Origin of the sequence: Streptomyces filipinensis, assembly GCF_014649495.1 — a bacterium.
In the GTDB taxonomy this organism is placed as follows: domain Bacteria; phylum Actinomycetota; class Actinomycetes; order Streptomycetales; family Streptomycetaceae; genus Streptomyces; species Streptomyces filipinensis.
Window position 1 is genome coordinate 172397 of sequence record NZ_BMTD01000010.1, and the last position, 21021, is coordinate 193417.

Here is a 21021-nt window from a genome sequence, read left to right on the forward strand (position 1 = left end):
CTTTCCTGAGGGGTGGACGCGGTTCGGCGGGGTACCCCGTTCCACCGCAGCGCGGCCACGAAAGGAGCGATCAATGGCACACACGGAGCGGTCGCATCCGGAAACCGTCACGGTGGAGATCAGCGGTTCCAAGGAGGACGCCCGTCTCGTCTTCGACGCGCTGAGCTCCTGCTTCGCGTCCGACCGGGGCGCGGACGAGATCCCGCAGCAGCTCCACGAGGTCCGGCCGATGGTGTGGCTCGGTACGTACGACGTCGCGGACCCCCGTGGCGCGGGCTGCCCGCCGGTCCACCTCGGCGCGGACGTGCAGGCGGACGTCCAGGGCGGCTACTGGGCCGTGGACCGGTTCCGGCACACCCTGGACTCGATGTTCACCGTCGAGGAGACCTGCACGGCCTCCGGTGACCAGGAGAGGGATCTGCACCTGCGGCTGCAGAGCCGCTGACCCTCCCTCCCGCTACGGCAGCGCCCCGGCCGGCTCCGCGCCGGCCGGGGCGTACTGCGCCTCGCCGTCACCGAAGGACCAGTCGACGGAGGTGTTCTCGGTGACGGTGACGAGGACGTTGCGCGGGTCGGTGCCGGTGCGCTCGTGCACCAGCTCGGCGATCCTCCGGTACAGCGCGCGCTTGCGTTCCGGGGTGCGGCCCGAGCGCATGGTGATCGCCACGAACACCACCGCGTCGTCCTTGCGCAGGCCCAGGTAGTCGTCGTATCGCAGCGTACTGGTGACGCCGTCGTGGCCGGTCAGCACCTGGAAGCGGTCGTCGGGCGGGACGCCTAGCGTCTCCACGAGGGCGTCCTGGACGGCCTGGCCGAGCGTGCCGAGCCGGGCGGGGTCGGTGCCGAGCGCGTCTATCCGGACGAAGGGCATGGCGGGACGTCCTTTCGGAGCGGGTGTGCGTGCGACGGCCAGTGTACATACCAGTAGGTACAGAGAGTGGGCACAGAGTGGCTGGTGTCACTCCCCGGGTTTGTGCAACTAGTTGCATAAGGAGGCGGGTGTCCTCTACAACAGAGGCGACGACACCGCGCACGGAGGGCCCGATGAGCCGTTACCCGCATCTGATGACCCCGCTCGACCTGGGCTTCACCACGCTGCCCAACCGCGTGCTCATGGGCTCCATGCACGTCGGTCTGGAGGAGGCCGAGCGCGGCTTCGAGCGGATGGCGGCGTTCTACGCGGCCCGCGCCCGCGGTGGCGTCGGCCTCATCGTCACCGGCGGCATCGCACCCAACGACGAGGGTCGGCCCTACGAGGGCGGCGCCAAGCTCACCACCGAGGCGGAGGCCGAGCGGCACCGGGTGGTCACCGACGCCGTGCACCGCGAAGGCGGCCGGATCGCGATGCAGATCCTGCACTTCGGGCGGTACGCCTACCACCAGGACCTGGTCGCCCCGAGCCCGCTGCAGGCGCCGATCAGCCCGTTCGTGCCGCGCGAACTGTCCGACGCCGACGTCGAGCGCACCATCGACGACTACGCCCGCGCCGCCCGCCTCGCCCGCCGGGCCGGCTACGACGGCGTGGAGATCATGGGCTCCGAGGGCTACCTCATCAACGAGTTCATCGCCGAGCGGACCAACCAGCGCACCGACCGCTGGGGCGGGTCGTACGAGAACCGGATGCGGTTCCCCGTCGAGATCGTCAAGCGGGTGCGCGAGGCCGTCGGCGAGGACTTCGTCGTCATCTACCGCCTCTCCATGCTGGACCTGGTCCCCGGCGGCTCCTCCCTTGACGAGGTGATCACGCTGGGCAAGGCGGTCGAGGCCGCCGGTGCGACGATCATCAACACCGGCATCGGCTGGCACGAGGCCCGCATCCCCACCATCGCCACGTCCGTGCCGCGCGGCGCCTACACCTGGGTCACCAAGAAGCTCATGGGCGAGGTGTCCGTGCCGCTGGTGACCACCAACCGCATCAACACCCCCGAAGTCGCCGAGGAGCTCCTCGCCGGCGGCTACGCGGACATGGTCTCGATGGCCCGCCCGATGCTCGCCGACCCCGAGTTCGTCGCCAAGGCCGCCGCCGGCACGCCGGAGGCGATCAACACCTGCATCGGCTGCAACCAGGCCTGCCTCGACCACACCTTCAGCGGGCAGATCACCTCCTGCCTGGTCAACCCGCGCGCCTGCCACGAGACCGAGCTGGTGCTCGCCCCGACCCGGCTGAAGAAGCGCGTCGCCGTCGTCGGCGCCGGCCCGGCCGGACTCGCCTGCGCGGTGTCCGCCGCCGAGCGCGGACACGCCGTCACCCTCTTCGACGCCGCGAGCGAGATCGGCGGCCAGCTCAACGTCGCCCGCAAGGTCCCCGGCAAGCAGGAGTTCGACGAGACGCTGCGCTACTTCCGCCACCAGCTCGACGCGCACGGGGTCGACGTACGCCTGGACACCTGGGTCACCGCCGAGACCGTGGCCGACTTCGACGAGGTCGTCGTCGCCACCGGCGTCACCCCGCGCACCCCGGACATCCCCGGCGTGGACCACCCCCGCGTCCTGGGCTACCTCGACGTGCTCCAGGGCGGCGCGCCCGTCGGCGACCGGGTCGCGGTGCTCGGCGCCGGCGGCATCGGCTTCGACGTCGCGGAGTACCTGACCGACGGCGGCGACAAGGCGAGCGAGGACCCTGAGACGTACTTCCGCGCCTGGGGCGTCGACATGGACTACCGGACTCCGGGCGGTCTCGCGGCCCCCCGCCGGCCGGCGCCGCCGCGCCAGGTCCACCTGCTCCAGCGCAAGACCACCAAGGTCGGCGCCGGCCTCGGCAAGACCACCGGCTGGATCCACCGCACCGAGCTGAAGCACCGCGGCGTGACCATGGTCCCGGGCGTGCGCTACGACCGGATCGACGACGCGGGCCTGCACATCACCGTCGGCGAGGAGAGCACGGTCCTGGAGGTCGACACGGTCGTCCTGTGCACCGGGCAGGAGCCGCGCCGCGACCTGTACGACGAGCTGGCGGCGGCCGGGCGCAGCGTCCACCTGATCGGCGGCGCGGACGTCGCGGCCGAGCTGGACGCCAAGCGGGCCATCAAGCAGGGCACGGAGCTGGCGGCGGCGCTGTAGGGCGCCTGACGCACGTCCCTAGGATGAGCCCATGTCACTCCCGCACGCGATCCTCACCGCCCTGCTGGAAAAGCCGTCGTCGGGACTGGATCTGACCCGCCGGTTCGACAAGTCGATCGGCTACTTCTGGTCCGCGACGCACCAGCAGATCTATCGCGAGCTGGGGAAGCTGGAGGGGGAGGGGCTCATCCGCACGCTGCCGGCCGAGCAGCCGGCCCGGGGGCAGAAGAAGAGCTACGAGGTGCTGCCCGCGGGCCGTGCCGAACTGGCCCGCTGGACCGCCGCCGCCCAGGACCCCAGACCCCAGCGGGACGTGCTCCTGCTGCGGTTGCGGGCCGCGGCGGTGGTCGGGACGGCGGGCCTGGAAGCGGATCTGCGCCGCCATCTGGAGCTGCACCGGCGGCAGTTGGCCGAGTACCGGGAGATCGAGCAGCGCGACTTCCCGCCGGACCGGGACGCCCCCGAGGACCGGATCCGGCACCTCGTGCTGCGGGCCGGCATCGACCTGGAGACCTTCTGGACCCAGTGGCTCACCCACGCCCTGGCCGAGTTCGCCGAACTGCCCGACGACTGAGTCCCGCTCAGAGCCGGTACGGCCGCGAACGCCGGCGCAGGTACCAGCCCGCGGCGATCGCTCCGGAGCCGACCAGGGCCGCGCCGACGCCCAGCGTCAGCGGCCCGTAGTCCCGGGTGGCGCCGCCCGCGCCGCCCATCACGCCCCGGGAGGGCGCCTCCTTGGCCGTCGACGAGATCGTCGGCGCCGAGGGTGCCGAGACGATCACCGACTGGGTGCCCGCCGTACTGCCGCTGGAGCAGACCACGACCACGGTGTACGTCCCCGGACTCACCCCCGACCAGGCCGCGGACTGGCTGATGGTCGTGCCGGACAGCGCCACCTGCCGGCCCTGGGCGAAGTTCGCCTGCTTGCTGCCGAGCAGGGCCGCGGTGCCCCAGCTGCCGTTGATCTGGGTGCACGCGCTGGTGACCACCGAGACGACGGACCCGGTGGTGCTGACGGAGATGCCCGAGACCGCGGCGGACGGCCAGGCGAGAGCGGTCGGGAGCGCCGCGGCGGCCGCCAGGAACAGACCGGAGCGGACGAGGAGTCGCGAGGGGTGCATGGGCTGGCCTCCGGCGGCACGGTCGGCGGTACGTCCCATGCGCCGCCAGGGGTAGGGAAGCGTCCGTGCTGCCTCGGCAGCAGCCAACGCCGCCGCGGGGCCGCCCGCACCCGGGAGGCGCCCGGCCAGGTGACGGTTTCCTCCGTCCGGCGCAAGGCGACACGCCGCGCAGGGGCGTCCGTCAGCCGCCCGTGATCGCCTCACGCTGCGCCGACCAGCCGCCCCAGGTGCCGTCCGGCAACCGCGCCCGCAGCCGCACCCGGTGCCGCTCACCCGCGTTCCGGCCGACGTAGAAGCTGTAACTCGCCCTCCCGCGCGGCGGTGTGCCGCCCCACACCAGCGAGGTGGCCGACGTGCCGTCGAGCCGGATCTGGTACTCGGCGATCACCCCGTCCGCGCGCGGCGGGTCCCAGGACAGGTCGAGGTAGTACGCCCCGCCCGCCCGGTGGGTAGCCGCGGTGAAGTCGTCGGGCGCGGTGTTCCGGCCGTCGTCGCGACCGGGGGTGGTGAGACGGACCGGGGCGCTCGCGGGGGAGAGGTTGTCGGCGGCGTCGCGGGCCCGCACCGTGAACACATAACCGGTGCCGGGGCGCAGTCCCGTCACCACGGTCGCGGTCTGGCCCCCGCCGACGCCGTGGATCTTCGCGCCGCCCTGGTACACGTCGTACGACACCACGCCCCGGTCGTCCCGGGACGCGCCCCAGGACAGCTGGACCGCGCGGCTGCCGACGATCCGGCCCGCGGGCCCCGAGGGCCGGGTCGGAGCCGAACGGTCCGCCGCCACCCTGGCCGGGGTGCGGGCCCGCACCGCACGGCTCGGCGGGCCGAGCCGGCCCTCCGTGTCCCGGGCCTGCACGGTGAAGACATACACGGTGGACGGCCTGAGCCTGGTGACGTCCACCATGTGCTGCGAACCCGGCACTTCCTCGACCTTCGTGGTGCCGCGATATACCTCGTACGCACGCACACCGGGCCCGTCCGGCACCGCGTTCCACATGACGTGCACGCTCGTGGCGCTGCCCGCCTGTGCGGTGACCCCGGTCGGCGGGCCGGGCACCCGGCCCTCGTCGCTGTCTCCGGCCCGGCCCCAGCCGCAGGACGCGATCAGCAGCAGGGCCCCGCACACCAGGACGAGCGGCCAGGGAACGCGTCGCACGGCTCTGCCTCCTCGGGACGGCGTCGGCACTCACATAAAGGTCCGGACCAATATGGCGCGGCGGGCGCGGGGCGGCAAGAGGGCCGTACGGGTGACCGGTGCGGGTCCCGCGGGGCCGGCGGATCCCGATGCCGCGTGGCCGACCGGTGCGGGCCCGCGTTGGTGGCCGTCCCGGGACGTTACGTATGCTGAGTCCCCTGCGGATGAACTCACCGAGAACCGGGGGGAGTTCATGCCTGTGGCGCGGACACGCTGTCGTCGCCGAACCCGCGCCGGCGCGGGTGGCCGGGGGATCCGGACCGGCTGCGGCCCGGATCCCCGGCCCCTGTTGTCGCCGCCCGTCACGCCGGTGGGCGCGTTTGTCCCTCACGGGGTGTCAGAACCGTGCTCCATCCGGCCGCTTCGGAGTGGCCAAGACGGCCGGTGCCGTGTACCGGCACCACAGTGTGCTGGATGTCGCCCCGTCCCCGTCGAGAGGGTCCCTCGTCGTGCGTGTCCCTTCCCTGACGCTGGCCGTTGCCGGCGCCACCCTGCTCGCCCCGGCCGCGCTGCCCGTCCCGGCCGCCGCCCTCCCGCCCGGGGAACGGTCCACGGCCCGCGGCAGCGGTGCCGTGGCCGCCACCGACCTGCTGTCCCGGCTGGGCGACTGTCACCAGATCTCGCGGGGCCGGTACCGCACCGACGCCGACAGCTCCGCGACCGTGCCCGTCTGCGGCACCCGGGACGCCGTCTTCTGGAAGGCCGACCTGGACATCGACTGCGACGGACAGTCCACCGCGCGCTGCAACCGGCGTACCGACCCGCAGTTCTCCGGCGCGACCGCCTACCCGCAGTCCGACGGCCGCACCCTGAACGCCGAGACCCTGCCCTACATCGTCGTCCCGGCCCCGAGCCGCATCTGGAACCCCCGCAAGGACGGCGTGCGGGGCGGATCCATCGCCGCCGTCGTCTACCGCGGCCGGGTGCAGTACGCCGTGGTCGGCGACATCGGTCCGCGCGACCTCATCGGCGAGGCCTCCTACGCCACCGCCCGGCGCCTCGGCATCCGGGCCGACCCGCGCGGCGGCGGGGCGCCCTCCGGCGTCACCTACATCGTCTTCAAGAACTCGCACATGGACCCCATCGAGGACGACACCGCCGCGGCGATGGCGGGAGTTCGGCTGGCCAGACTGTTCGTCACGGACAAGTGACCAGCCGGATCCCGACGCCGCGTCAGACCTTGCGATAGCCGTACGCCTCCGTCGCCGCGCTCTCCACCGCGTCCAGACCGGCGCCGGTGGCGGCGGTGACCACGGCGGCCACCGCGCCCTCCACGAACGGCGCGTCCACCAGCCGTGAACCGTCCGGCAGTTCGTCGCCCTCGGCGATGAGCGCCTTCACGGTGAGTACGGCACTGCCGAGATCGGTGATCAGCGCGACCCCGGCGCCGCGGTCGACCGAGGCCGCCGCCGCGGAGATCAGCTCGGCGCTGGTGCCGAGGCCGCCGCCCTCCGTGCCGCCCGCCGCGGCCACGGGCACCGCCGCGGCCCCGCCCGCCAGGCCCTTCGCCAGCTCGGCGACCGAGGTGGCCACCTCCGCGCTGTGCGAGACCAGCACGATCCCGACCAGACTCTTGTCGCTCACCGTCAGCCCTCCGCCGCTTCTTCCAGCGCGGCGATCAACAGCGCCGACGAGGTCGCGCCAGGGTCCTGGTGGCCGATGCTGCGCTCGCCGAGATAACTCGCCCGGCCCTTGCGGGCCTGCAGCGGCGTGGTGGCCACCGCGCCCTCCTCGGCGGCGGCCCGCGCGGCGGCGAACCCGTCCGCGAGCGCGTCCACGGCCGGCGCCAGTGCGTCGATCATGGTCTTGTCGCCGGGGGCGGCCCCGCCGAGCGCCATCACCCCGTCCACGCCCGCGCGCAGCGCCTCGGCCAGCTGCTCCGTGCTGACCTCGGCGGCGTCGCCCAGCGCCTTGCCGGTGCGGCGCAGCAGAGTGCCGTAGAGCGGCCCCGACGCGCCGCCGACCGTGGAGATGAGCTGCCGCCCGGCGAGGGTCAGTACGGCACCCGGGGTGTCCTGCGCCTCCTTCTCCAGCGCGGAGCGCACGGCCGTGAAGCCGCGCTGCAGATTGCTGCCGTGATCGGCGTCCCCGATGGCCGAGTCGAGAGCGGTGAGCCGGTCCGCCTCGCGGTGGACGGACGCGGCGGTCGCCGCCATCCAACGGCGGAAGAAGTCGGCGTCGAGCACTGGATCTCCTTGCGTGGTAGGGATGATGACCGGCGCGCCACGGTGGTGGTCGCCTCGTCCGCCGTATCACATCCCCCAGCGCAGCGCCGGGGTCTTCACCGGCGCGTCCCACAACCGCAGCAGCTCCTCGTCGGTCTGACAGAGCGTCACCGACGCGCCCGCCATGTCCAGGGAGGTGACGTAGTTGCCGACGAGCGTGCGCGCCACGGCGACGCCGCGCTCGCGCAGCACCCGCTGCACCTCGGCGTTGAAGCCGAACAGCTCCAGCAGCGGAGTGGCGCCCATGCCGTTCACCAGGACCAGTACGGGGCTGCGCGGGGGCATGTCCTCCAGGATCGCGTTCACCGCGAAGTCGGCGATCTCCCCGGAGGTCATCATCGGCCGCCGCTCCCGGCCCGGCTCGCCGTGGATGCCGATACCCAACTCCAGCTCACCGTCGGGCAGTTCGAAGGTGGGGGTGCCCTTCGCCGGGGTCGTGCAGGCGCTGAGGGCCACGCCGAAACTGCGGGAACCCTCGTTCACCTGGCGGCCGATGGCCTCCACGCGTTCCAGTGGCTGCCCCTCGGCCGCTGCGGCGCCCGCGATCTTCTCCACGAACAGGGTGGCACCGGTGCCGCGCCGGCCGGCGGTGTAGAGGCTGTCGGTGACGGCCACGTCGTCGTTGACGAGCACCTTGGCGACCTGGATGCCCTCGTCCTCGGCGAGTTCGGCCGCCATGTCGAAGTTGAGCACGTCGCCGGTGTAGTTCTTCACGATGAACAGCACCCCGGCGCCGCTGTCCACGGCGGCCGCGGCGCGCGCCATCTGGTCCGGCACCGGGGAGGTGAACACCTCTCCGGGACAGGCGGCGGAGAGCATGCCCGGGCCGACGAACCCGCCGTGCAGCGGCTCGTGCCCCGACCCGCCGCCGGACACGAGCGCGACCTGCCCGGCCACCGGAGCGTCCCGGCGGACGATCACCCGGTTCTCCACGTCCACGGTCAGGTCCGGATACGCGGCCGCCATCCCGCGCAGCGCGTCCGCCACGACGGTCTCCGGCACGTTGATCAGCATCCTCATCGGTATCTCCTAGTGCGCCTTGCGGGAGCTGGGTGGAGTACGGAGCTACTGGCAGTATCGGCCCTGTACCAGACGAGGTCACGCGCAAGCGTCCGTCGTCACGGACCGCGAGCCGCGTCGCCCGGATCGTGAGCGGAGCGCCCAGGACGGCTATTCGACGCCGAGGGCGAGCGGCACGAGCCGGGTCGGGGGCCGGGTCTCCCTCCCCGGCGTCGTACCCGCCGTGATGGCGTGCCGGCGTCCAGAACCGCCACCCTGGCCTGCGTGACGGACGCGGCCCGCATCGGCCGGGTCGTCCGGGGCACTCGGGCGTCCGGGGACGGGGCCCGCCGATCGGCACAGGAGGTGGGGTTGCCGTGGACGACTCGGAGATGGACGACTGGGAGACGTGGGAGATGCACGACGAGGCACGGCTGTCGCCGCGTGAACGGCTGGTGCTGCTGCAGATCGAGAGCGGCCTTCGGCAGGACCGCCGTTTCGCCCGCAGCATGGGAGACGGAGGGCGCGGGCGCTTGCTGCCCGCGGCCGTACTACTGCTGAGCATGGCCTCGGCGTTCGTCGCCGCCATGGGCATCCGCACCTCCGACCCCGCGCTGCTGTGCTGCTTCGCCTTCCTGTGGCCCCTCACCCTCTTCCAGGCCTTCCGCCTCCTCTGCCGCCTGACCCGCGGCCGGTCCCGCTCGGGAGAGAGGGTGAGGGAGTGGCTCTGAGGCCGCGCGACTGCCCCGGTGCGCCGGTCCTTGCGGCAGGCGCCACCGTACGGGCGCCTGCCGACCGCCGTGAGGGGTCCACCGTCGTGAGGCCTCCGTGAGGCTGCGTGAGGCCTCCGTGAGGCTCCGTGAGGCCTCTGTGGCACGGACACACGTGAACGCGGGCAGTCCGGCCGGGGATCGGCCGCACCGCCCGCGAGTCGTCGTGCTCAGCTCTGCTTGCCCCGCCCCGACAGCGCGTCGCGCATACGGTCGACCAGACCGGTACCCGGGGCCAGGAGCTTGTTGGCCGGGGGAGTGTCCGGCGCGGACGGGTGCGGGCGAGTGGGGGCCGTCTTCTTCGCCCGGCGCACCTTGTCGCCCAGGTCCATCAGCGCGTCGGCGGGACAGGCGGCCTCCAGCCGCGGGAAGAGATTGTTCTCCTCGTCCGTCAGATGCGACCTGATCTCGCTCATCAACTGCGCCATCGTCGTGTCGAACCGGGGGTCGTCCGCCTGCATGCCCTCCAGGTCCTTCATGATCCGTTCGGCCTTGGCGTGATCCTCGAGCTCCTTGTCGGCCAGGGCGTCCCCGCCGGAGACGTGTTCGCGCACCGCCGGGTACAGATAGGCCTCCTCCGCGACCGAGTGGCGCACCAGCTCGATCGTGGCCTGGTCGGCGAGGTCCTTGCGTTCCTTGGAGCCGGGCGGCAGCGCCTCGATGCGGCCGAAGATCTCCTCGACCTCGCGGTGGTCGGTCGTCAGCTCCTGGATGACGTTTCCGCCGTGACCCATGTCGTTACCTCCTGCGAGACATCGCGGCGGCCCATGGCGGCCTGCCGTCGCCGCGCCGAGTGCCCCACGCGCGGCGCGCTACACGGCGCGCACGTACGGGTAGCCCGTCGGAGTCGCGCGAGTACGCGGGGGCCCGGAGAATGGGAAATCCACCGGGTGAAACCCCCTGGCAGGCGCACCCGGCTGCCGGTGCCGTCCAGCCAGCGGCGGCCGGACAGGGAGCCGGTCCTCCGCACCCACGGGACCCGCACCCTGCCCCCTTCCCCCGGTGCTTCCCTCAAGCGGGCCGCCGATGTCGGCCCGTCGACGCGGTACGCGCCGAACGCCCGGGAAGGAGCGTTCCAGGGGCGCGACGACGTGGACGAAGGAATGGCCCCCATGACTGGTGACACACCGTCGCCCCGGCCGCGTGCCCTCGTGACCGGCGGCGCAGGCTCCCTCGGCCCCCCTTCGTGCGAGAACCCGCGGGATGCGGGCGTCGCAGCCGAGGTGCCGGCCGCCGACCGGATCGTGGCCTGGTTCCAAGGCCGCGGCGAGTACGGGCCCCACGCCCTCGGGCACAGCTCGCCGCTCGCGCACCCCGGCAGGGCGGGCGACCTGGAACGGCTCCACGCGGCCGAGGTACGGGAGGAGTTCCGGCCGGTCGCACCCATCGTCCTCGCCCGGCGGGCGGCCGGGATCCTCGGTGGACCGCTGCCCGGCCCGCACCTGGTCGCCGACGGGAAGGCCCGGGTCCCGGCCGTGGTCCACGCCGACGGCACGGCCCGCGTCCGGGCCGTCGACCGCGCCCGGAATCCCCTGGCCGCGCGGACGATAGGCGGCTTCGAGCGGCGCACCGGGCCGCCGGTGGTCGTCGACACCGGCCTGGAGACCGTCCGGCGGCCCATGACCGACCATCCGCGCGACGCGCTGCGGTGCTTCGGCTCCGCCCCCGGGGACCTGCTGGTGCCCGGCCCGTCCGCGATCCGCCGCGGGAAGGCGTTCGGATGACCGACGTGCCCGCCTACACCGTCGTCGTGCCGACGATCGGCCGGCCCTGCCTCGCCGAGTGCCTGCGTGCGCTCGCCGCGGCTCCGGGACATCCGCCGCACGAGGTGATCCTCGTGGACGACCGGCCCGCGCCCGACGGCGAGCTGCCGCTGCGCGCGGCCGGTCCGCTGCTCGACCGGCTGCGGATACTGCGCACCGGCGGCAAGGGCCCGGCCGCGGCCCGCAACGCCGGCTGGCGTACCGTCGAGACCCCCTGGACGGTCTTCCTCGACGACGACGTCCAGGTGCGCGCGGACTGGTCCCGGCTGCTCGCCGAGGACCTGCGGGAGGCCGGCGAGGAGGTCGGCGGCATCCAGGGGCGGCTGCGCGTCCCCCTGCCGCCCGACCGCCCGCTCACGGACTGGGAACGCCACACCAAGGGTCTGGAGAACGCCGGGAACGCCGCCTGGGCCACGGCCGACATGGCCTACCGCACCGCCGCGCTCGCCCGGGTCGGCGGCTTCGACGAACGCTTCCCGCGTGCTTTCCGCGAGGACGCCGATCTCGCGGAGCGCGTCCGGCGGGCCGGCTGGTCGCTGGTCCGGGGCAGACGGGTCACCCGGCACCCGGTCCGCCCGGCGCACGGGTGGGCCTCGCTGCCCGCGCAGCGCGCCCGCACCGACGACGCACTGAGGAACCGGCTGCACGGGCGCGACTGGTGGGACCACGGCCGGGCGCCCCGCGGCCGGCTGTCCCGCCACCTGGCCGTGACCGGTGCCGCCCTAGGCGCGGCCGTCTGCGCGCTGGCCGGCCGCCGCAGGGCCGCCATCGCCTGCGCCGCCCTGTGGACGCTCGGTACGGCCGAGTTCGCCCTCGACCGCATCCTGCCCGGACCCCGATCCGCCCGTGAGATCGCCGGGATGCTCGGCACCAGCGTGCTCATACCGCCCCTCGCGGTACGGCACTGGCTGCGCGGAGTCGTCCGCCACCGGCACGCACAACCGCTGGGAGACACCGGGTGACCCCGCTCTGTGCCGTCCTGTTCGACCGCGACGGCACCCCCGTGGCGGACGCGTCCTGCACCGCCGACCCCGCAAGCGTCCGGCTGCCCCCGCCGGACTGCCCGGGTGCCGCGCCGACGCGACCCCGTACCGCCGGACCTGGAACGAACGCCGGCTCGCGGTCCGCAGCGGGCCGTCCGCGGTTCACCCGCACGGCGGTATGCCGGCCGAACCGTCCGAAGCGCGACACGCCTGGACCGAGTCGTTGCGCCCGGCGCGGGGCGCAGGCACAGTGAACTCCCCGGTCAAGACGCGGCTGGCTGATCCTGATCCTTCCCCACCCAGGAAGCGGCGAACCCCATGGACGACGGTCAGCGCCCCCGTGCCCGGATCCGCCCCGGCGGCCCGGCCCCGCTGCTCCTGCAGACCGTGCACGAACACCGGCCCGAGACCGGCGCGGTCAGCCTCCTCAGGGCCCGTGGCACGGTCGACGCCTCCAACGCGGGCGAGTTCTCCGAAGCGCTCGCCGAGCACATCACCCAGGCCGACAGGGCCGGCGAACACCCGGTGCTGGACATGACCGAGCTGTACCTCGCCTGCGCGGCCGCGGTGCGGGCCGTCGACCGGGCGACCGGGGTCCTCGCCTTCTCCGGCCGCGCCCTGCCCGTCGTACAGCCCCGGCCGCACGTACGGGAGGCACTGCGCGCCTCCGGGCTGCCGGGCGTGCGGGCCCACGCCACGATGACGTCCGCCCTGACCTCCCTGCGGGACCCCGTGGCGACCGAGAGACGCGCCGACCCGCGGCCCGGCGGCACCGTGCGGTGAACACACGGGCCGTCACACCCGCGGCGCGGTGGATGGCGCGATCGCGGGCCGGACACCTACCGTGCACAGTGGTCAGGAAGAGGCCGCTCGATCTCTTTGTGACGAACTGATCCGGGTGATGCCATGAAACCCTCTTCCGACCCGCCCGCCGCCCCGCCCCCGCTCGTCATCGAGTCGTCCGTCGTCGAGGGACTGCCCGCCGAAGGAGCGCTCCTGCTGCGGATGGCGGGCAGCCTGGACGCGGCGGGAGCCGAGGCCTGGTCGGCGGAACTGCGCGGCCACCTCGAAGAGGCGGACCGCGCGGGCCTGCGGCCCGTCCTGGACATGGCTCATGTGCAGCTCGGCGGCGCCGCCGTGCTGCACACGCTCAGTGAGACGACCCGCTCGCGCACCGGACGCCCGGACCTGATCATCGTCCGCGCCCGGCCCGGAGTGCGCGAGGCGGTGCACCTGGCCCGTCTGAAAGGCGTGCGGCTCTACGCCACCCTCGACGAGGCGTTGCGGGAGCTGGCCCTGGCCGCCTCCCGCGTGGAGGACCTGCCCGCCTGGCGGTCGCAGATGGCGGATCCGCTGCGGCCCAGTTACGAGGATCTGCGCAAGGAGGTCCGTGCGCTGCGCGCCCGGGTCCGTACCGCCCCGGTCATCGGCATGGCGCAGGGCGTGCTCATGGTCCGCTACGGGCTGCCCGACTCCGGCAACGCCTTCCGGGTGCTGCGCGAGGCCTCGCAGCGGTTCAACGTCCCGTTGCGCGTCCTCGTCTCCGCCGTGGTGGTGGCCCGGCCGCCGGACGGCGAGGTCTGGTTCCCGGGCCGGTGCTCCCTGCCCGTGCCACAACTGCGGATCCTGGCCCGCGACGGCCGGGACCCCCGCTGCCGCAGACAGATGATCGACGCCGTGCTGCACGAGGCACTGGCCATCGGGCGGGCGCCGGCCGGGTACGTGCGCTTCGTCGACCCGGCCGCGAACACGCTGACGGTGGAGACCCACTACGGCTGTGCGGACGCGCTCGTCGACCACCTCGTGCGCGGTTGGGACGCGGGCACGGCCGACGCGGTCGCGCGGCTGCGCGGACGCCGGGTGAGCGTGCCCGACGTGGCCGCCGACGCGCTGCTCTCCGAGGAGTTCCGGCGCGTCCTGCTGACCACGGGCACCGGCGCGCTGCACAGCGTCCCGGTGCTGTCCTCGTCCGGCTCCTGCACCGGCGTGGTCACCCTGCACTGGGCCGACGCCGGCCACCGGCCGAGCGCCACCCAGACCGAGGCCCTCGGCCTGCTGGCCGCGGACACGGCGGCCTGGCTGAGCTGGTACAACCGCTCGGTCCTCCTCGACGCCCTCGAACACCTCCACCGGGTGGCGAGGGGTTCCGCCCTCTTGCCCGCCGCTCCCGCCGAGGGCGGTGCGGGTGACCCGCGCCGCCCTGGGAACCCGGAGCATGCACGCACCACGCACCAACCGGAGGGAGTCCGGCGCATGTCCGATCCGCAGCAGCCCGAACAGCGGCGCAGTGACCAGGGAGGCGCCACGCCGCAGGACAGCGGCGAGCTGAAGGCCCGCCAAGCGGCCGAGCGGGACGTGAGTGCCCGCCCGCACGGCTCGGACAAGGGCGAGAAGGGCGGCGGCGTGCCCCCGGCCCAGCGCCCCGACCATCCCTGACCGCACCGCCCCTCGCCCACCGCCCGGCAAACCGGACCCGCCGACGCCCCTGGCGCCCGCCGGGGCCAGGGGCGCGCCCTGATGACCGGCGGCGACGGCGACGCGGTGACCGGGCTGAGGTGAGCGAGTGACGAACCCGGCCCTGCAGCGGTGAACGCGTCACGGCCGCCGACAGGCACGTACCGCGACCGTGCACCCGCAGAGCAGGGCCGGAGGCCGGCGAGCCGCGGCCACCCCGGCCTGCGCCCAGACGCACATCATGCGCGCAGCTCCCCGCGGTCCGGCCACCGGCCGGACACCCGCCGGCCTCGCCGCGAGCAGTGGGCCCCGTGGCTCCCGCCCGATGGTTCCTGGCCCCCCGCCCGGTCCGGGCGCACGCGCTACGCTCGCCGGTATGCGGATCTCCGTCTCCTCCGACATGGACGAACCCGTGGCCCGTCTGCTCCTCGCCGAGTTGCAGCGCCGTGGTCACGCGGTGCGCGCGCACGGCGCGCTGCGGCCGGGCGCCGACGCGCAGTGGGCGGCCTGCTCGGAGGCGGCGGCCCGGGACGTGGCCGAGGGCGCCGCAGACCAGGCGGTGGTCTGCTGCTGGACCGGCACGGGCGCGTCCATCGCGGCCAACAAGGTGCCCGGCGTGCGCGCGGCGCTGTGCGCGGACGCCGTCACCGCGGACGGCGCCCGCCGCTGGAACGACGCCAACGTTCTCGCGCTGAGCCTGCGCCTGACCTCGGAACCGCTGCTGAAGGAGATCCTCGACGCCTGGTTCGCGGCGGAACCCAGCCAGGACCCCGAGGACCGGCAGAACGTGGCCCGCGTCGGCCGCCTGGACGCCGCCCGGAGGGATTCCTAGCGGCGTACGGCGATCCGGCGCGGGCCGGTGTGTGGGGTGGGGATTCAGTGGGCGCCCAGTCCGCCACCACCGAACGAGCCGCTGGACCCCCGGCTCCAGCGTGGCCGGTCCTTCGACTCGCTCGGCCTGGAGTCCATGTTGCTCAGCTCGTAGGGGGTGAGGGGACGGCCCCCCTTGGGGGTCTGCGGAACCTCCTGGGATTCCCTGTTCTGCCGGACTTCGCGCACCGGGCCGTCCGGCGGCAGCTTGGGCTGTTCCTCGGGCCGCGGCCGGGGGGACTCGCGGTACTTGACGCGGGAGTTCATCCAGAAGCCACCGGCGAGCAGGGCCAGTACGCCCACGGCCACGATGAACAGGACGAGGCTCATCAGGCCGCTCGCTGCGGCCAGCTGCATCGATGCGGTACTCATAGCTCAGGAATACCCCGCCCAGAACAGGACGAACCGGACACCTTGTGTGACGGTGGGCAGACGTACGGCGACCCGGGCGGCCCTCGGGCGCCGGAAGCCCGGCGCGTGGCGCCCGACCGGCGTATCCTCCGGCGCGGACGGTGTTTGCCGTGCTGCGCCCCGGCTACCCGCACCATGTGACCACGCCGACTTCGCAGCAGCTCTACCGGTTCCTGGAGGACCGCTTCGCCTGTGCGCAGGCCTGTACGGAGTGCGCCCGGGCCTGTGCTGTGCGCGCGAGCCTGGTCGACCCGGACGGCACCGACCGTCAGGAGCGGGTGCGCAGGCTGGGCATCATGTGCGCCGAGGTGTGTGATTCCACCTGCCGTGTCCTGTGCGAGGAGACCCGGCAGGACGAGGACGAGATCCGCATCCGGCTGGAGTGGTGCCGCTCCACGTGCCTGGAGTGCGCCCATGCCTTCGACGACCAGCCCGGCGCCGAGCAGGCCGCGGTCACCTGCAGGACCTGCGCCGAGGCCTGCTCGGAGTTCCTGCAGAGCCTCATGTGACCCTCGTACGGTCCCCGGGAGGCCGGCCGGGCCGGCAGGGGCACGGAATTCACCCGGGACACCTCATTCCCTATTTCTGAAACACGTTCTACGGTGTGCGCCGTCAGGACCGCCCTTGGGGAGCCTGGAGGCGCCGTGCATCTCGACCACACGCCCGAGCAGCAGCGACTGCGCGCCGAACTGCGCGCCTACTTCGCCGAACTGGTCCCGGCGGGCGCCTACGCCCGGTACACCGACCCGGCCGCGCAGAAGCGGTTCTACCGGGACACCATCCGCCGGCTCGGCACCGACGGCTGGCTCGGCGTCGGCTGGCCCAAGGAGTACGGCGGGCGCGGCATGACGGCGATGGAACAGTTCATCTTCTTCGACGAGGCCGCGCAGGCCGGCGTACCGCTGCCGCTGATGGCGCTGAACACGGTCGGCCCGACACTCATGCGCTTCGGCACCGAGGAACAGAAGGCCTACTTCCTGCCGCGCATCCTCTCGGGCGAGATCGACTTCGCCATCGGCTACAGCGAACCGGACGCCGGCACCGATCTCGCCGCCCTGAAGACCAGGGCCGTACGCGACGGCGACGCGTATGTCGTCAACGGACAGAAGATCTGGACGACGAACGGCGACACCGCGGACTGGGTGTGGCTCGCCGTGCGCACGGACCCCGCCGCCCCGCCGCACAAGGGCATCACCATGCTGCTGGTGCCGACCACCGACCCGGGCTACTCCTGCACACTCATCACCACGCTCGCCTCCCACGACACCACCGCCAGCTACTACGAGGACATCCGCGTCCCGGTCTCCCGGCGGGTCGGCGAGGAGAACCAGGGGTGGCGGCTGATCACCAACCAGCTCAACCACGAGCGTGTCACGCTCGCCGCGCACGGCACCATGGCCATCCGCGCCCTGCACGACGTCCAGCGCTGGGCGACGGAGACCAAACTCTGCGACGGCCGTCGCGTGGCCGACCTGGGCTGGGTGCGCCGGCTGCTCGCCCGCACCCACACCCGGCTCGACGCGCTGAAGCTCCTGAACTGGCAGATGGTCACGGCCGTCCAGGACGGCACGCTCACCCCGCAGGACGCCTCCGCCGTCAAGGTCTACGGCTCCGAGGCCCGCCGCGACGCCTACGCCTCCCTCATGGAGATCGTCGGCGCCGCGGGACCCCTGAAGGAGGGCTCGGCGGGTGCCGTCCTGCACGGTGAGCTGGAGCGCGGCTACCGCTCGGCGGTGATCTTCACCTTCGGCGGCGGCAACAACGAGATCCAGCGCGAGATCATCTCGTGGATCGGCCTGGGGATGCCGAGGGTGCGGCGTTAGCCTGCGGGCATGGGCGACCCCGGGCTGTTCACGCCGAACTCCGTGACCTGGCAGATGCACGGCGACCCCATGATGTGGGTCGCCGGCGTCCGTGCGCTCTACCTCCAGGCCCTGCACCCGCGCGCGGTCCGCGGCGTGATGCAGAACTCCGACTTCCGGCGCGACGCCTGGGGCCGGCTCATGCGCACCGCCGACTTCGTCGGCACGACGACGTACGGCACCACGCAGGCAGCCGAGCGGGCCGGTGCGCGGGTGCGGAAGATCCACCGCATGCTGACGGCCACCGATCCGGACAGTGGCGAGCGGTACGGCATCGACGAACCCGAGCTGCTGTTGTGGGTGCACTGCGCGGAGATCGACTCCTATCTGCACGTGCTGCGCCGCTCCGGGTTCCCGCTCACCGACGCGCAGGCCGACCGGTACGTGGCCGAACACCGGGTCAGCGCGCGCCTGGTGGGCCTGGACCCGGCGACCGTACCGGCGAGCCGGGCCGAACTCGCCGCGTACTTCGGCGCGGTGCGGCCGGAGCTGGCGGCGGGACCCGAAGCGCGCGCCGTGGACGACTTCCTGCTCCGCCCGCCGACGCATCTCCTTCTCGTCCCGGCGCGCGAGGTGCTGTGGCGGCGCGTGGCGCAGCTGGCGTACGCCGCTCTGCCGCCGTACGCCCACGAGCTGTACGGCAGACCGGCCCCCGCACCCGCCGTCGTCACCCGCCGGCTGCGGGCCACGGGCGCGCTGCTGCGCGGCGTTCCGGCACGTGTGCGCTGGCAGCTGCCTCCCAAACACATCCTGCGGGCCATGGCGAGGCTCGGACCGGGGGCCCGTCCGGCACCGTACAAAGTCGGACGATAGGCCGCCATACTGGACGAGCAGGGGTGTGGCGCGGACCGGGCCGGCGGGACGGCCGGACGTGGCGCGGCGGCGGCCCCCGGCAGCGGGGCGGACGGCGACGGGGGCGGCGGATCGCTATGGGGGAGAACAGGCTGGTTCAGGGCCGGTACCGGCTGCTCGACCTGATCGGGCGGGGCGGGATGGGCGAGGTGTGGCGGGCCCGGGACGAGTCCCTCGGCCGGCACGTCGCGGTGAAGTGCCTCAAACCGCTCGGTCCCTGCCACGATCCATCCCTCACCCGCTCCCTGAGGGAGCGGTTCCGTCGCGAGGCCCGGGTGGCCGCCGCCCTCTCGCACCGCGGGGTGACCGTCGTCCACGACTTCGGCGAGTCCGACGGGACCCCGTACCTGGTGATGGAGCTGCTGGAGGGCCGCGACCTGAGCAGGCTGCTGGAGGACAACAAGGGGCATCCGCTGCCCGTGGACGACGTGGCGGACATCGCCGCCCAGGTCGCCGCCGCGCTCGCCTACACCCACCGGCAGGGCGTGGTGCACCGGGACCTGAAGCCGGCCAACATCGTGCGGCTGACCGACGGCACCGTGAAGATCTGCGACTTCGGCATCGCCCGCCTCGGCCACGACATCGGACTCACCGCCCGGCTCACCGGCACCGGCGTCGCCCTGGGCACCCCGCACTACATGTCCCCGGAGCAGATCGGCGGCGGCGAGGTCGACCAGCGCAGCGACCTGTACTCGCTGGGCTGCGTGCTGTACGAAATCGCCACCGGCGCACCGCCGTTCGACCTGGAGGACGCCTGGGCGATCCTCATCGGCCACCGCGACACCCCGCCCCGGCCCCCGCGCGATCAGCGCCCCGAGCTGCCCGGCCACCTGGAGCGGATCATCCTCGACCTGCTGGCCAAACGACCCGAGGAACGGCCATACGACGCCCGGGAGTTGGTACGCAGGATCCGCGACGGGCACGCAACGGCCGGTGCCGGCACGGCCGTGGGCCCGGCGAGCCAGGATGTCTCACGTGAACTTCGCCTGCCGTCCTGGACCGGGGGGATGACCACCGGCCACAAGGCGCTCGGCGCGGGACTGTGCGCGCTGCCCCCGGACCCGGGGGCGGCCTTGTCGGCCCGGTGGGCGGTCGCACCCCGAAGGGGCGCGGGTAACCGCGCGGCCGGCCACATCGGACCCGCGGAGGCTCGCCACCCCGAACCGGCACTCCCCGCGGAGCGCACCGCACTCCCCGCACAGAGCGCCGAGCGGCACCGCGAGGCCGTCCGGCTGGCCGCGCTCGGCCGGTGGGCCGAGGCGGGCGAGGCGCACGCGGCCGTGGCCGCCGAGCGGGCCGCGCTCCTCGGCCCCGACCACCCCGAGACCCTGGCCGGCCGCCACGAGGCCGCCTTCGCCCTCCTCCGCGCCGGGCGGGTCGCCGAGGCGCTGACCGCCTACGCGGATCTCGCGGAGACCAGAGCCCGCGTCCTCGGCGCCGACCATCCCGACACCCTCGCCGCCCGTCAGGAGACGGCCTATGCGCTGGGACGGCTGGGTCACCACTTCGAGGCCCACCAGGTGTACGCGGAGGTCCTGGCCGCCCGGGTGCGCGTCATGGGGCCCGAACACCCCGACACCCTGCGCTGCCGCCACAACCTCGCCTGCACCCTCGGCCGGCTCGGCCGTCTGGACGACGCCTGCCGTACGGCCCTCGACGTGGCCGCCGCCCGGGCCAGGGTACTCGGTGCGGACCACCCCGACACCCTGGTCTCGCGCTGCGAAGTCGCCTACGCGCAGGGGCAGTCGGGCCGCTGGGAAGAGGCGCTGCGCATCTACCTGGAGGTCGCCGAGGCCAGAGCGCGGGTGCTCGGCGCCGACCACCCCGACACCCTCGCCGCGCGCTACGAGACCGCCCTCAGCCTCGGCCGCCTCGGTCGCAGCGCGGACGCCCTGCGCGTGTACCGCGAGCTGATCGGGGACCGCACCCGCGTCCAGGGGCCCACGCACCCCGAGACCCTGCGCGCCCGGCACGGCCTCGGGGTCAACCTCGGCCGGCTCGGGTGCTGGGAGGACGCCCTGACCGAGGCCCGGGACGTGTGCCTGGTCCGCGAGCAGACCCTGGGGCCCGCGCACCCCGACACGCTCGTCAGCCGCCGTGAGGTCGCGGTCGCCCTGGGCTGGCTGGGCCGCTGGGAGCAGGCCCTCACGGAGTACCGGCGTATCACCGCGGCGCGCGAGCAGATCCTCGGCCCGGACCACCCCGACACCCTCGCCGGCCGCAACGACGAGGCGCACTGCCTGGAACGCGTCGGCCGCCGTGCCGAAGCGGTGGAGCTGTACCGGAGGGTCGCTGTACTGAGCCGGCAGCGGGCCTCCGGCGGGCGGTGACAGCGGAGCCCACGGGCCGGCGACCGGACTGACCTCGGCATGTGCCGCGACCGCCGCACCGGGGGGCCGGTCCGGCCGGGGCCGGGCCCCGGCGCGGGGCGGCCGGCCGCCGTGCGGCGACGCGGA

The 21021-nt window shown here is 73.9% G+C and carries 21 protein-coding genes and 1 pseudogene; 14 read left to right on the top strand and 8 right to left on the bottom strand.

What is annotated here, in order from left to right; genetic code table 11:
* Positions 1-73: 73 nt before the first annotated feature.
* Positions 74-445 carry a hypothetical protein gene (locus tag IE244_RS22820; RefSeq protein WP_191875415.1) on the top strand — a complete coding sequence of 124 codons (372 nt, stop codon included), beginning with the start codon at positions 74-76 and terminating at the stop codon, positions 443-445.
* Between the two features lie 12 nt (positions 446-457).
* Here the strand turns inward: IE244_RS22820 and IE244_RS22825 are convergent, their stop codons facing one another.
* On the bottom strand, positions 458-871 hold the full coding sequence (locus tag IE244_RS22825; protein ID WP_031162813.1) for a tautomerase family protein: 414 nt from the start codon (positions 869-871) through the stop codon (positions 458-460).
* A 173-nt stretch (positions 872-1044) separates the two neighbouring features.
* Here IE244_RS22825 and IE244_RS22830 point away from each other — a divergent pair, with 173 nt between their 5' ends.
* Together IE244_RS22830 and IE244_RS22835 are read left to right on the top strand one after the other, a co-directional pair.
* Positions 1045-3060, top strand: a complete 2016-nt coding sequence (locus tag IE244_RS22830) for an NADPH-dependent 2,4-dienoyl-CoA reductase (protein ID WP_191875416.1) — start codon at positions 1045-1047, stop codon at positions 3058-3060.
* A gap of 31 nt (positions 3061-3091) precedes the next feature.
* Positions 3092-3634: a PadR family transcriptional regulator gene (locus tag IE244_RS22835; protein WP_191875417.1), complete on the top strand. Its 543-nt coding sequence runs from the start codon at positions 3092-3094 to the stop codon at positions 3632-3634.
* 7 nt (positions 3635-3641) lie between these two features.
* On the opposite strand, the gene IE244_RS22840 is transcribed toward IE244_RS22835, so the two are convergent.
* Both IE244_RS22840 and IE244_RS22845 read right to left on the bottom strand, forming a co-directional pair.
* Positions 3642-4181: a hypothetical protein gene (locus IE244_RS22840; RefSeq protein WP_191875575.1), complete on the bottom strand. Its 540-nt coding sequence runs from the start codon at positions 4179-4181 to the stop codon at positions 3642-3644.
* Positions 4182-4362: 181 nt separating this feature from the next.
* Positions 4363-5337, bottom strand: a complete 975-nt coding sequence (locus IE244_RS22845; protein WP_191875418.1) for a fibronectin type III domain-containing protein — start codon at positions 5335-5337, stop codon at positions 4363-4365.
* Between the two features lie 488 nt (positions 5338-5825).
* Here IE244_RS22845 and IE244_RS22850 point away from each other — a divergent pair, with 488 nt between their 5' ends.
* The gene (locus tag IE244_RS22850; RefSeq protein WP_191875419.1) at positions 5826-6527 is read left to right on the top strand and encodes a glycoside hydrolase family 75 protein; all 702 of its coding nucleotides are present in this window, start codon (positions 5826-5828) and stop codon (positions 6525-6527) included.
* Positions 6528-6549: 22 nt separating this feature from the next.
* On the opposite strand, the gene IE244_RS22855 is transcribed toward IE244_RS22850, so the two are convergent.
* The 3 genes from IE244_RS22855 to dhaK all read right to left on the bottom strand — a co-directional run bounded on the left by IE244_RS22855 (position 6550) and on the right by dhaK (position 8621).
* The gene (locus IE244_RS22855) at positions 6550-6960 is read right to left on the bottom strand and encodes a PTS sugar transporter subunit IIA domain-containing protein (protein ID WP_191875420.1); all 411 of its coding nucleotides are present in this window, start codon (positions 6958-6960) and stop codon (positions 6550-6552) included.
* Between the two features lie 2 nt (positions 6961-6962).
* A complete protein-coding gene (gene dhaL, locus IE244_RS22860) occupies positions 6963-7562 on the bottom strand; it encodes a dihydroxyacetone kinase subunit DhaL (RefSeq protein WP_191875421.1) in 600 nt (199 codons plus the stop codon).
* Between the two features lie 66 nt (positions 7563-7628).
* On the bottom strand, positions 7629-8621 hold the full coding sequence (gene dhaK / locus IE244_RS22865) for a dihydroxyacetone kinase subunit DhaK (protein WP_191875422.1): 993 nt from the start codon (positions 8619-8621) through the stop codon (positions 7629-7631).
* A 356-nt stretch (positions 8622-8977) separates the two neighbouring features.
* On the opposite strand from dhaK, the gene IE244_RS22870 reads away from it, so the two are divergent.
* Positions 8978-9331, top strand: a complete 354-nt coding sequence (locus IE244_RS22870) for a DUF3040 domain-containing protein (protein ID WP_229854286.1) — start codon at positions 8978-8980, stop codon at positions 9329-9331.
* Positions 9332-9540: 209 nt separating this feature from the next.
* Here IE244_RS22870 and IE244_RS22875 read toward each other — a convergent pair whose 3' ends face one another.
* Positions 9541-10104, bottom strand: a complete 564-nt coding sequence (locus IE244_RS22875) for a hemerythrin domain-containing protein (protein ID WP_191875423.1) — start codon at positions 10102-10104, stop codon at positions 9541-9543.
* A 456-nt stretch (positions 10105-10560) separates the two neighbouring features.
* Here IE244_RS22875 and IE244_RS42145 point away from each other — a divergent pair.
* The 5 genes and pseudogenes from IE244_RS42145 to IE244_RS22905 all read left to right on the top strand — a co-directional run.
* Positions 10561-11094 (top strand): annotated as a pseudogene (locus tag IE244_RS42145) (carbamoyltransferase C-terminal domain-containing protein); the annotation flags it as partial.
* Positions 11091-12095 carry a glycosyltransferase family 2 protein gene (locus tag IE244_RS22885; RefSeq protein WP_191875424.1) on the top strand — a complete coding sequence of 335 codons (1005 nt, stop codon included), beginning with the start codon at positions 11091-11093 and terminating at the stop codon, positions 12093-12095. The pseudogene IE244_RS42145 and the gene IE244_RS22885, both read left to right, overlap by 4 nt.
* Positions 12096-12434: 339 nt before the next feature.
* Complete coding sequence (locus IE244_RS22890) at positions 12435-12899, top strand: STAS domain-containing protein (protein WP_191875425.1); 465 nt, start codon at positions 12435-12437, stop codon at positions 12897-12899.
* Between the two features lie 123 nt (positions 12900-13022).
* Entirely contained in the window at positions 13023-14552 is a 1530-nt protein-coding gene (locus tag IE244_RS22895; protein ID WP_229854287.1) for an ANTAR domain-containing protein, read from the top strand.
* A 394-nt stretch (positions 14553-14946) separates the two neighbouring features.
* Positions 14947-15402 (top strand): RpiB/LacA/LacB family sugar-phosphate isomerase, encoded by a 456-nt coding sequence (locus IE244_RS22905; RefSeq protein WP_031162782.1) that lies wholly within the window; start codon positions 14947-14949, stop codon positions 15400-15402.
* A gap of 44 nt (positions 15403-15446) precedes the next feature.
* On the opposite strand, the gene IE244_RS22910 is transcribed toward IE244_RS22905, so the two are convergent.
* Positions 15447-15812 (bottom strand): DUF6479 family protein, encoded by a 366-nt coding sequence (locus IE244_RS22910; RefSeq protein WP_229854288.1) that lies wholly within the window; start codon positions 15810-15812, stop codon positions 15447-15449.
* A gap of 176 nt (positions 15813-15988) precedes the next feature.
* Between IE244_RS22910 and IE244_RS22915 the strand changes: the two genes are divergently transcribed.
* The 4 genes from IE244_RS22915 to IE244_RS22930 all read left to right on the top strand — a co-directional run bounded on the left by IE244_RS22915 (position 15989) and on the right by IE244_RS22930 (position 20895).
* Positions 15989-16360, top strand: coding sequence for a four-helix bundle copper-binding protein (locus IE244_RS22915; protein WP_191875426.1), 372 nt, complete (start codon positions 15989-15991; stop codon positions 16358-16360).
* Positions 16361-16495: 135 nt separating this feature from the next.
* The gene (locus IE244_RS22920) at positions 16496-17674 is read left to right on the top strand and encodes an acyl-CoA dehydrogenase family protein (protein WP_191875427.1); all 1179 of its coding nucleotides are present in this window, start codon (positions 16496-16498) and stop codon (positions 17672-17674) included.
* A 9-nt stretch (positions 17675-17683) separates the two neighbouring features.
* Positions 17684-18526 carry an oxygenase MpaB family protein gene (locus IE244_RS22925; RefSeq protein WP_191875428.1) on the top strand — a complete coding sequence of 281 codons (843 nt, stop codon included), beginning with the start codon at positions 17684-17686 and terminating at the stop codon, positions 18524-18526.
* A 116-nt stretch (positions 18527-18642) separates the two neighbouring features.
* Positions 18643-20895 carry a serine/threonine-protein kinase gene (locus IE244_RS22930; protein ID WP_191875429.1) on the top strand — a complete coding sequence of 751 codons (2253 nt, stop codon included), beginning with the start codon at positions 18643-18645 and terminating at the stop codon, positions 20893-20895.
* Positions 20896-21021 lie beyond the last annotated feature (126 nt).

Bases quoted from the DNA above. Each gene is read 5' to 3' on its own strand.
- IE244_RS22820 (WP_191875415.1), top strand. From the start codon at position 74: ATGGCACACACGGAGCGGTCGCATCCGGAAACCGTCACGGTGGAGATC.
- IE244_RS22825 (WP_031162813.1), bottom strand. From the start codon at position 871: ATGCCCTTCGTCCGGATAGACGCGCTCGGCACCGACCCCGCCCGGCTC.
- IE244_RS22830 (WP_191875416.1), top strand. From the start codon at position 1,045: ATGAGCCGTTACCCGCATCTGATGACCCCGCTCGACCTGGGCTTCACC.
- IE244_RS22835 (WP_191875417.1), top strand. From the start codon at position 3,092: ATGTCACTCCCGCACGCGATCCTCACCGCCCTGCTGGAAAAGCCGTCG.
- IE244_RS22840 (WP_191875575.1), bottom strand. From the start codon at position 4,181: ATGCACCCCTCGCGACTCCTCGTCCGCTCCGGTCTGTTCCTGGCGGCC.
- dhaK (WP_191875422.1), bottom strand. From the start codon at position 8,621: ATGAGGATGCTGATCAACGTGCCGGAGACCGTCGTGGCGGACGCGCTG.
- IE244_RS22875 (WP_191875423.1), bottom strand. From the start codon at position 10,104: ATGGGTCACGGCGGAAACGTCATCCAGGAGCTGACGACCGACCACCGC.
- IE244_RS22885 (WP_191875424.1), top strand. From the start codon at position 11,091: ATGACCGACGTGCCCGCCTACACCGTCGTCGTGCCGACGATCGGCCGG.
- IE244_RS22890 (WP_191875425.1), top strand. From the start codon at position 12,435: ATGGACGACGGTCAGCGCCCCCGTGCCCGGATCCGCCCCGGCGGCCCG.
- IE244_RS22895 (WP_229854287.1), top strand. From the start codon at position 13,023: ATGAAACCCTCTTCCGACCCGCCCGCCGCCCCGCCCCCGCTCGTCATC.
- IE244_RS22905 (WP_031162782.1), top strand. From the start codon at position 14,947: ATGCGGATCTCCGTCTCCTCCGACATGGACGAACCCGTGGCCCGTCTG.
- IE244_RS22910 (WP_229854288.1), bottom strand. From the start codon at position 15,812: ATGAGTACCGCATCGATGCAGCTGGCCGCAGCGAGCGGCCTGATGAGC.
- IE244_RS22925 (WP_191875428.1), top strand. From the start codon at position 17,684: ATGGGCGACCCCGGGCTGTTCACGCCGAACTCCGTGACCTGGCAGATG.
- IE244_RS22930 (WP_191875429.1), top strand. From the start codon at position 18,643: ATGGGGGAGAACAGGCTGGTTCAGGGCCGGTACCGGCTGCTCGACCTG.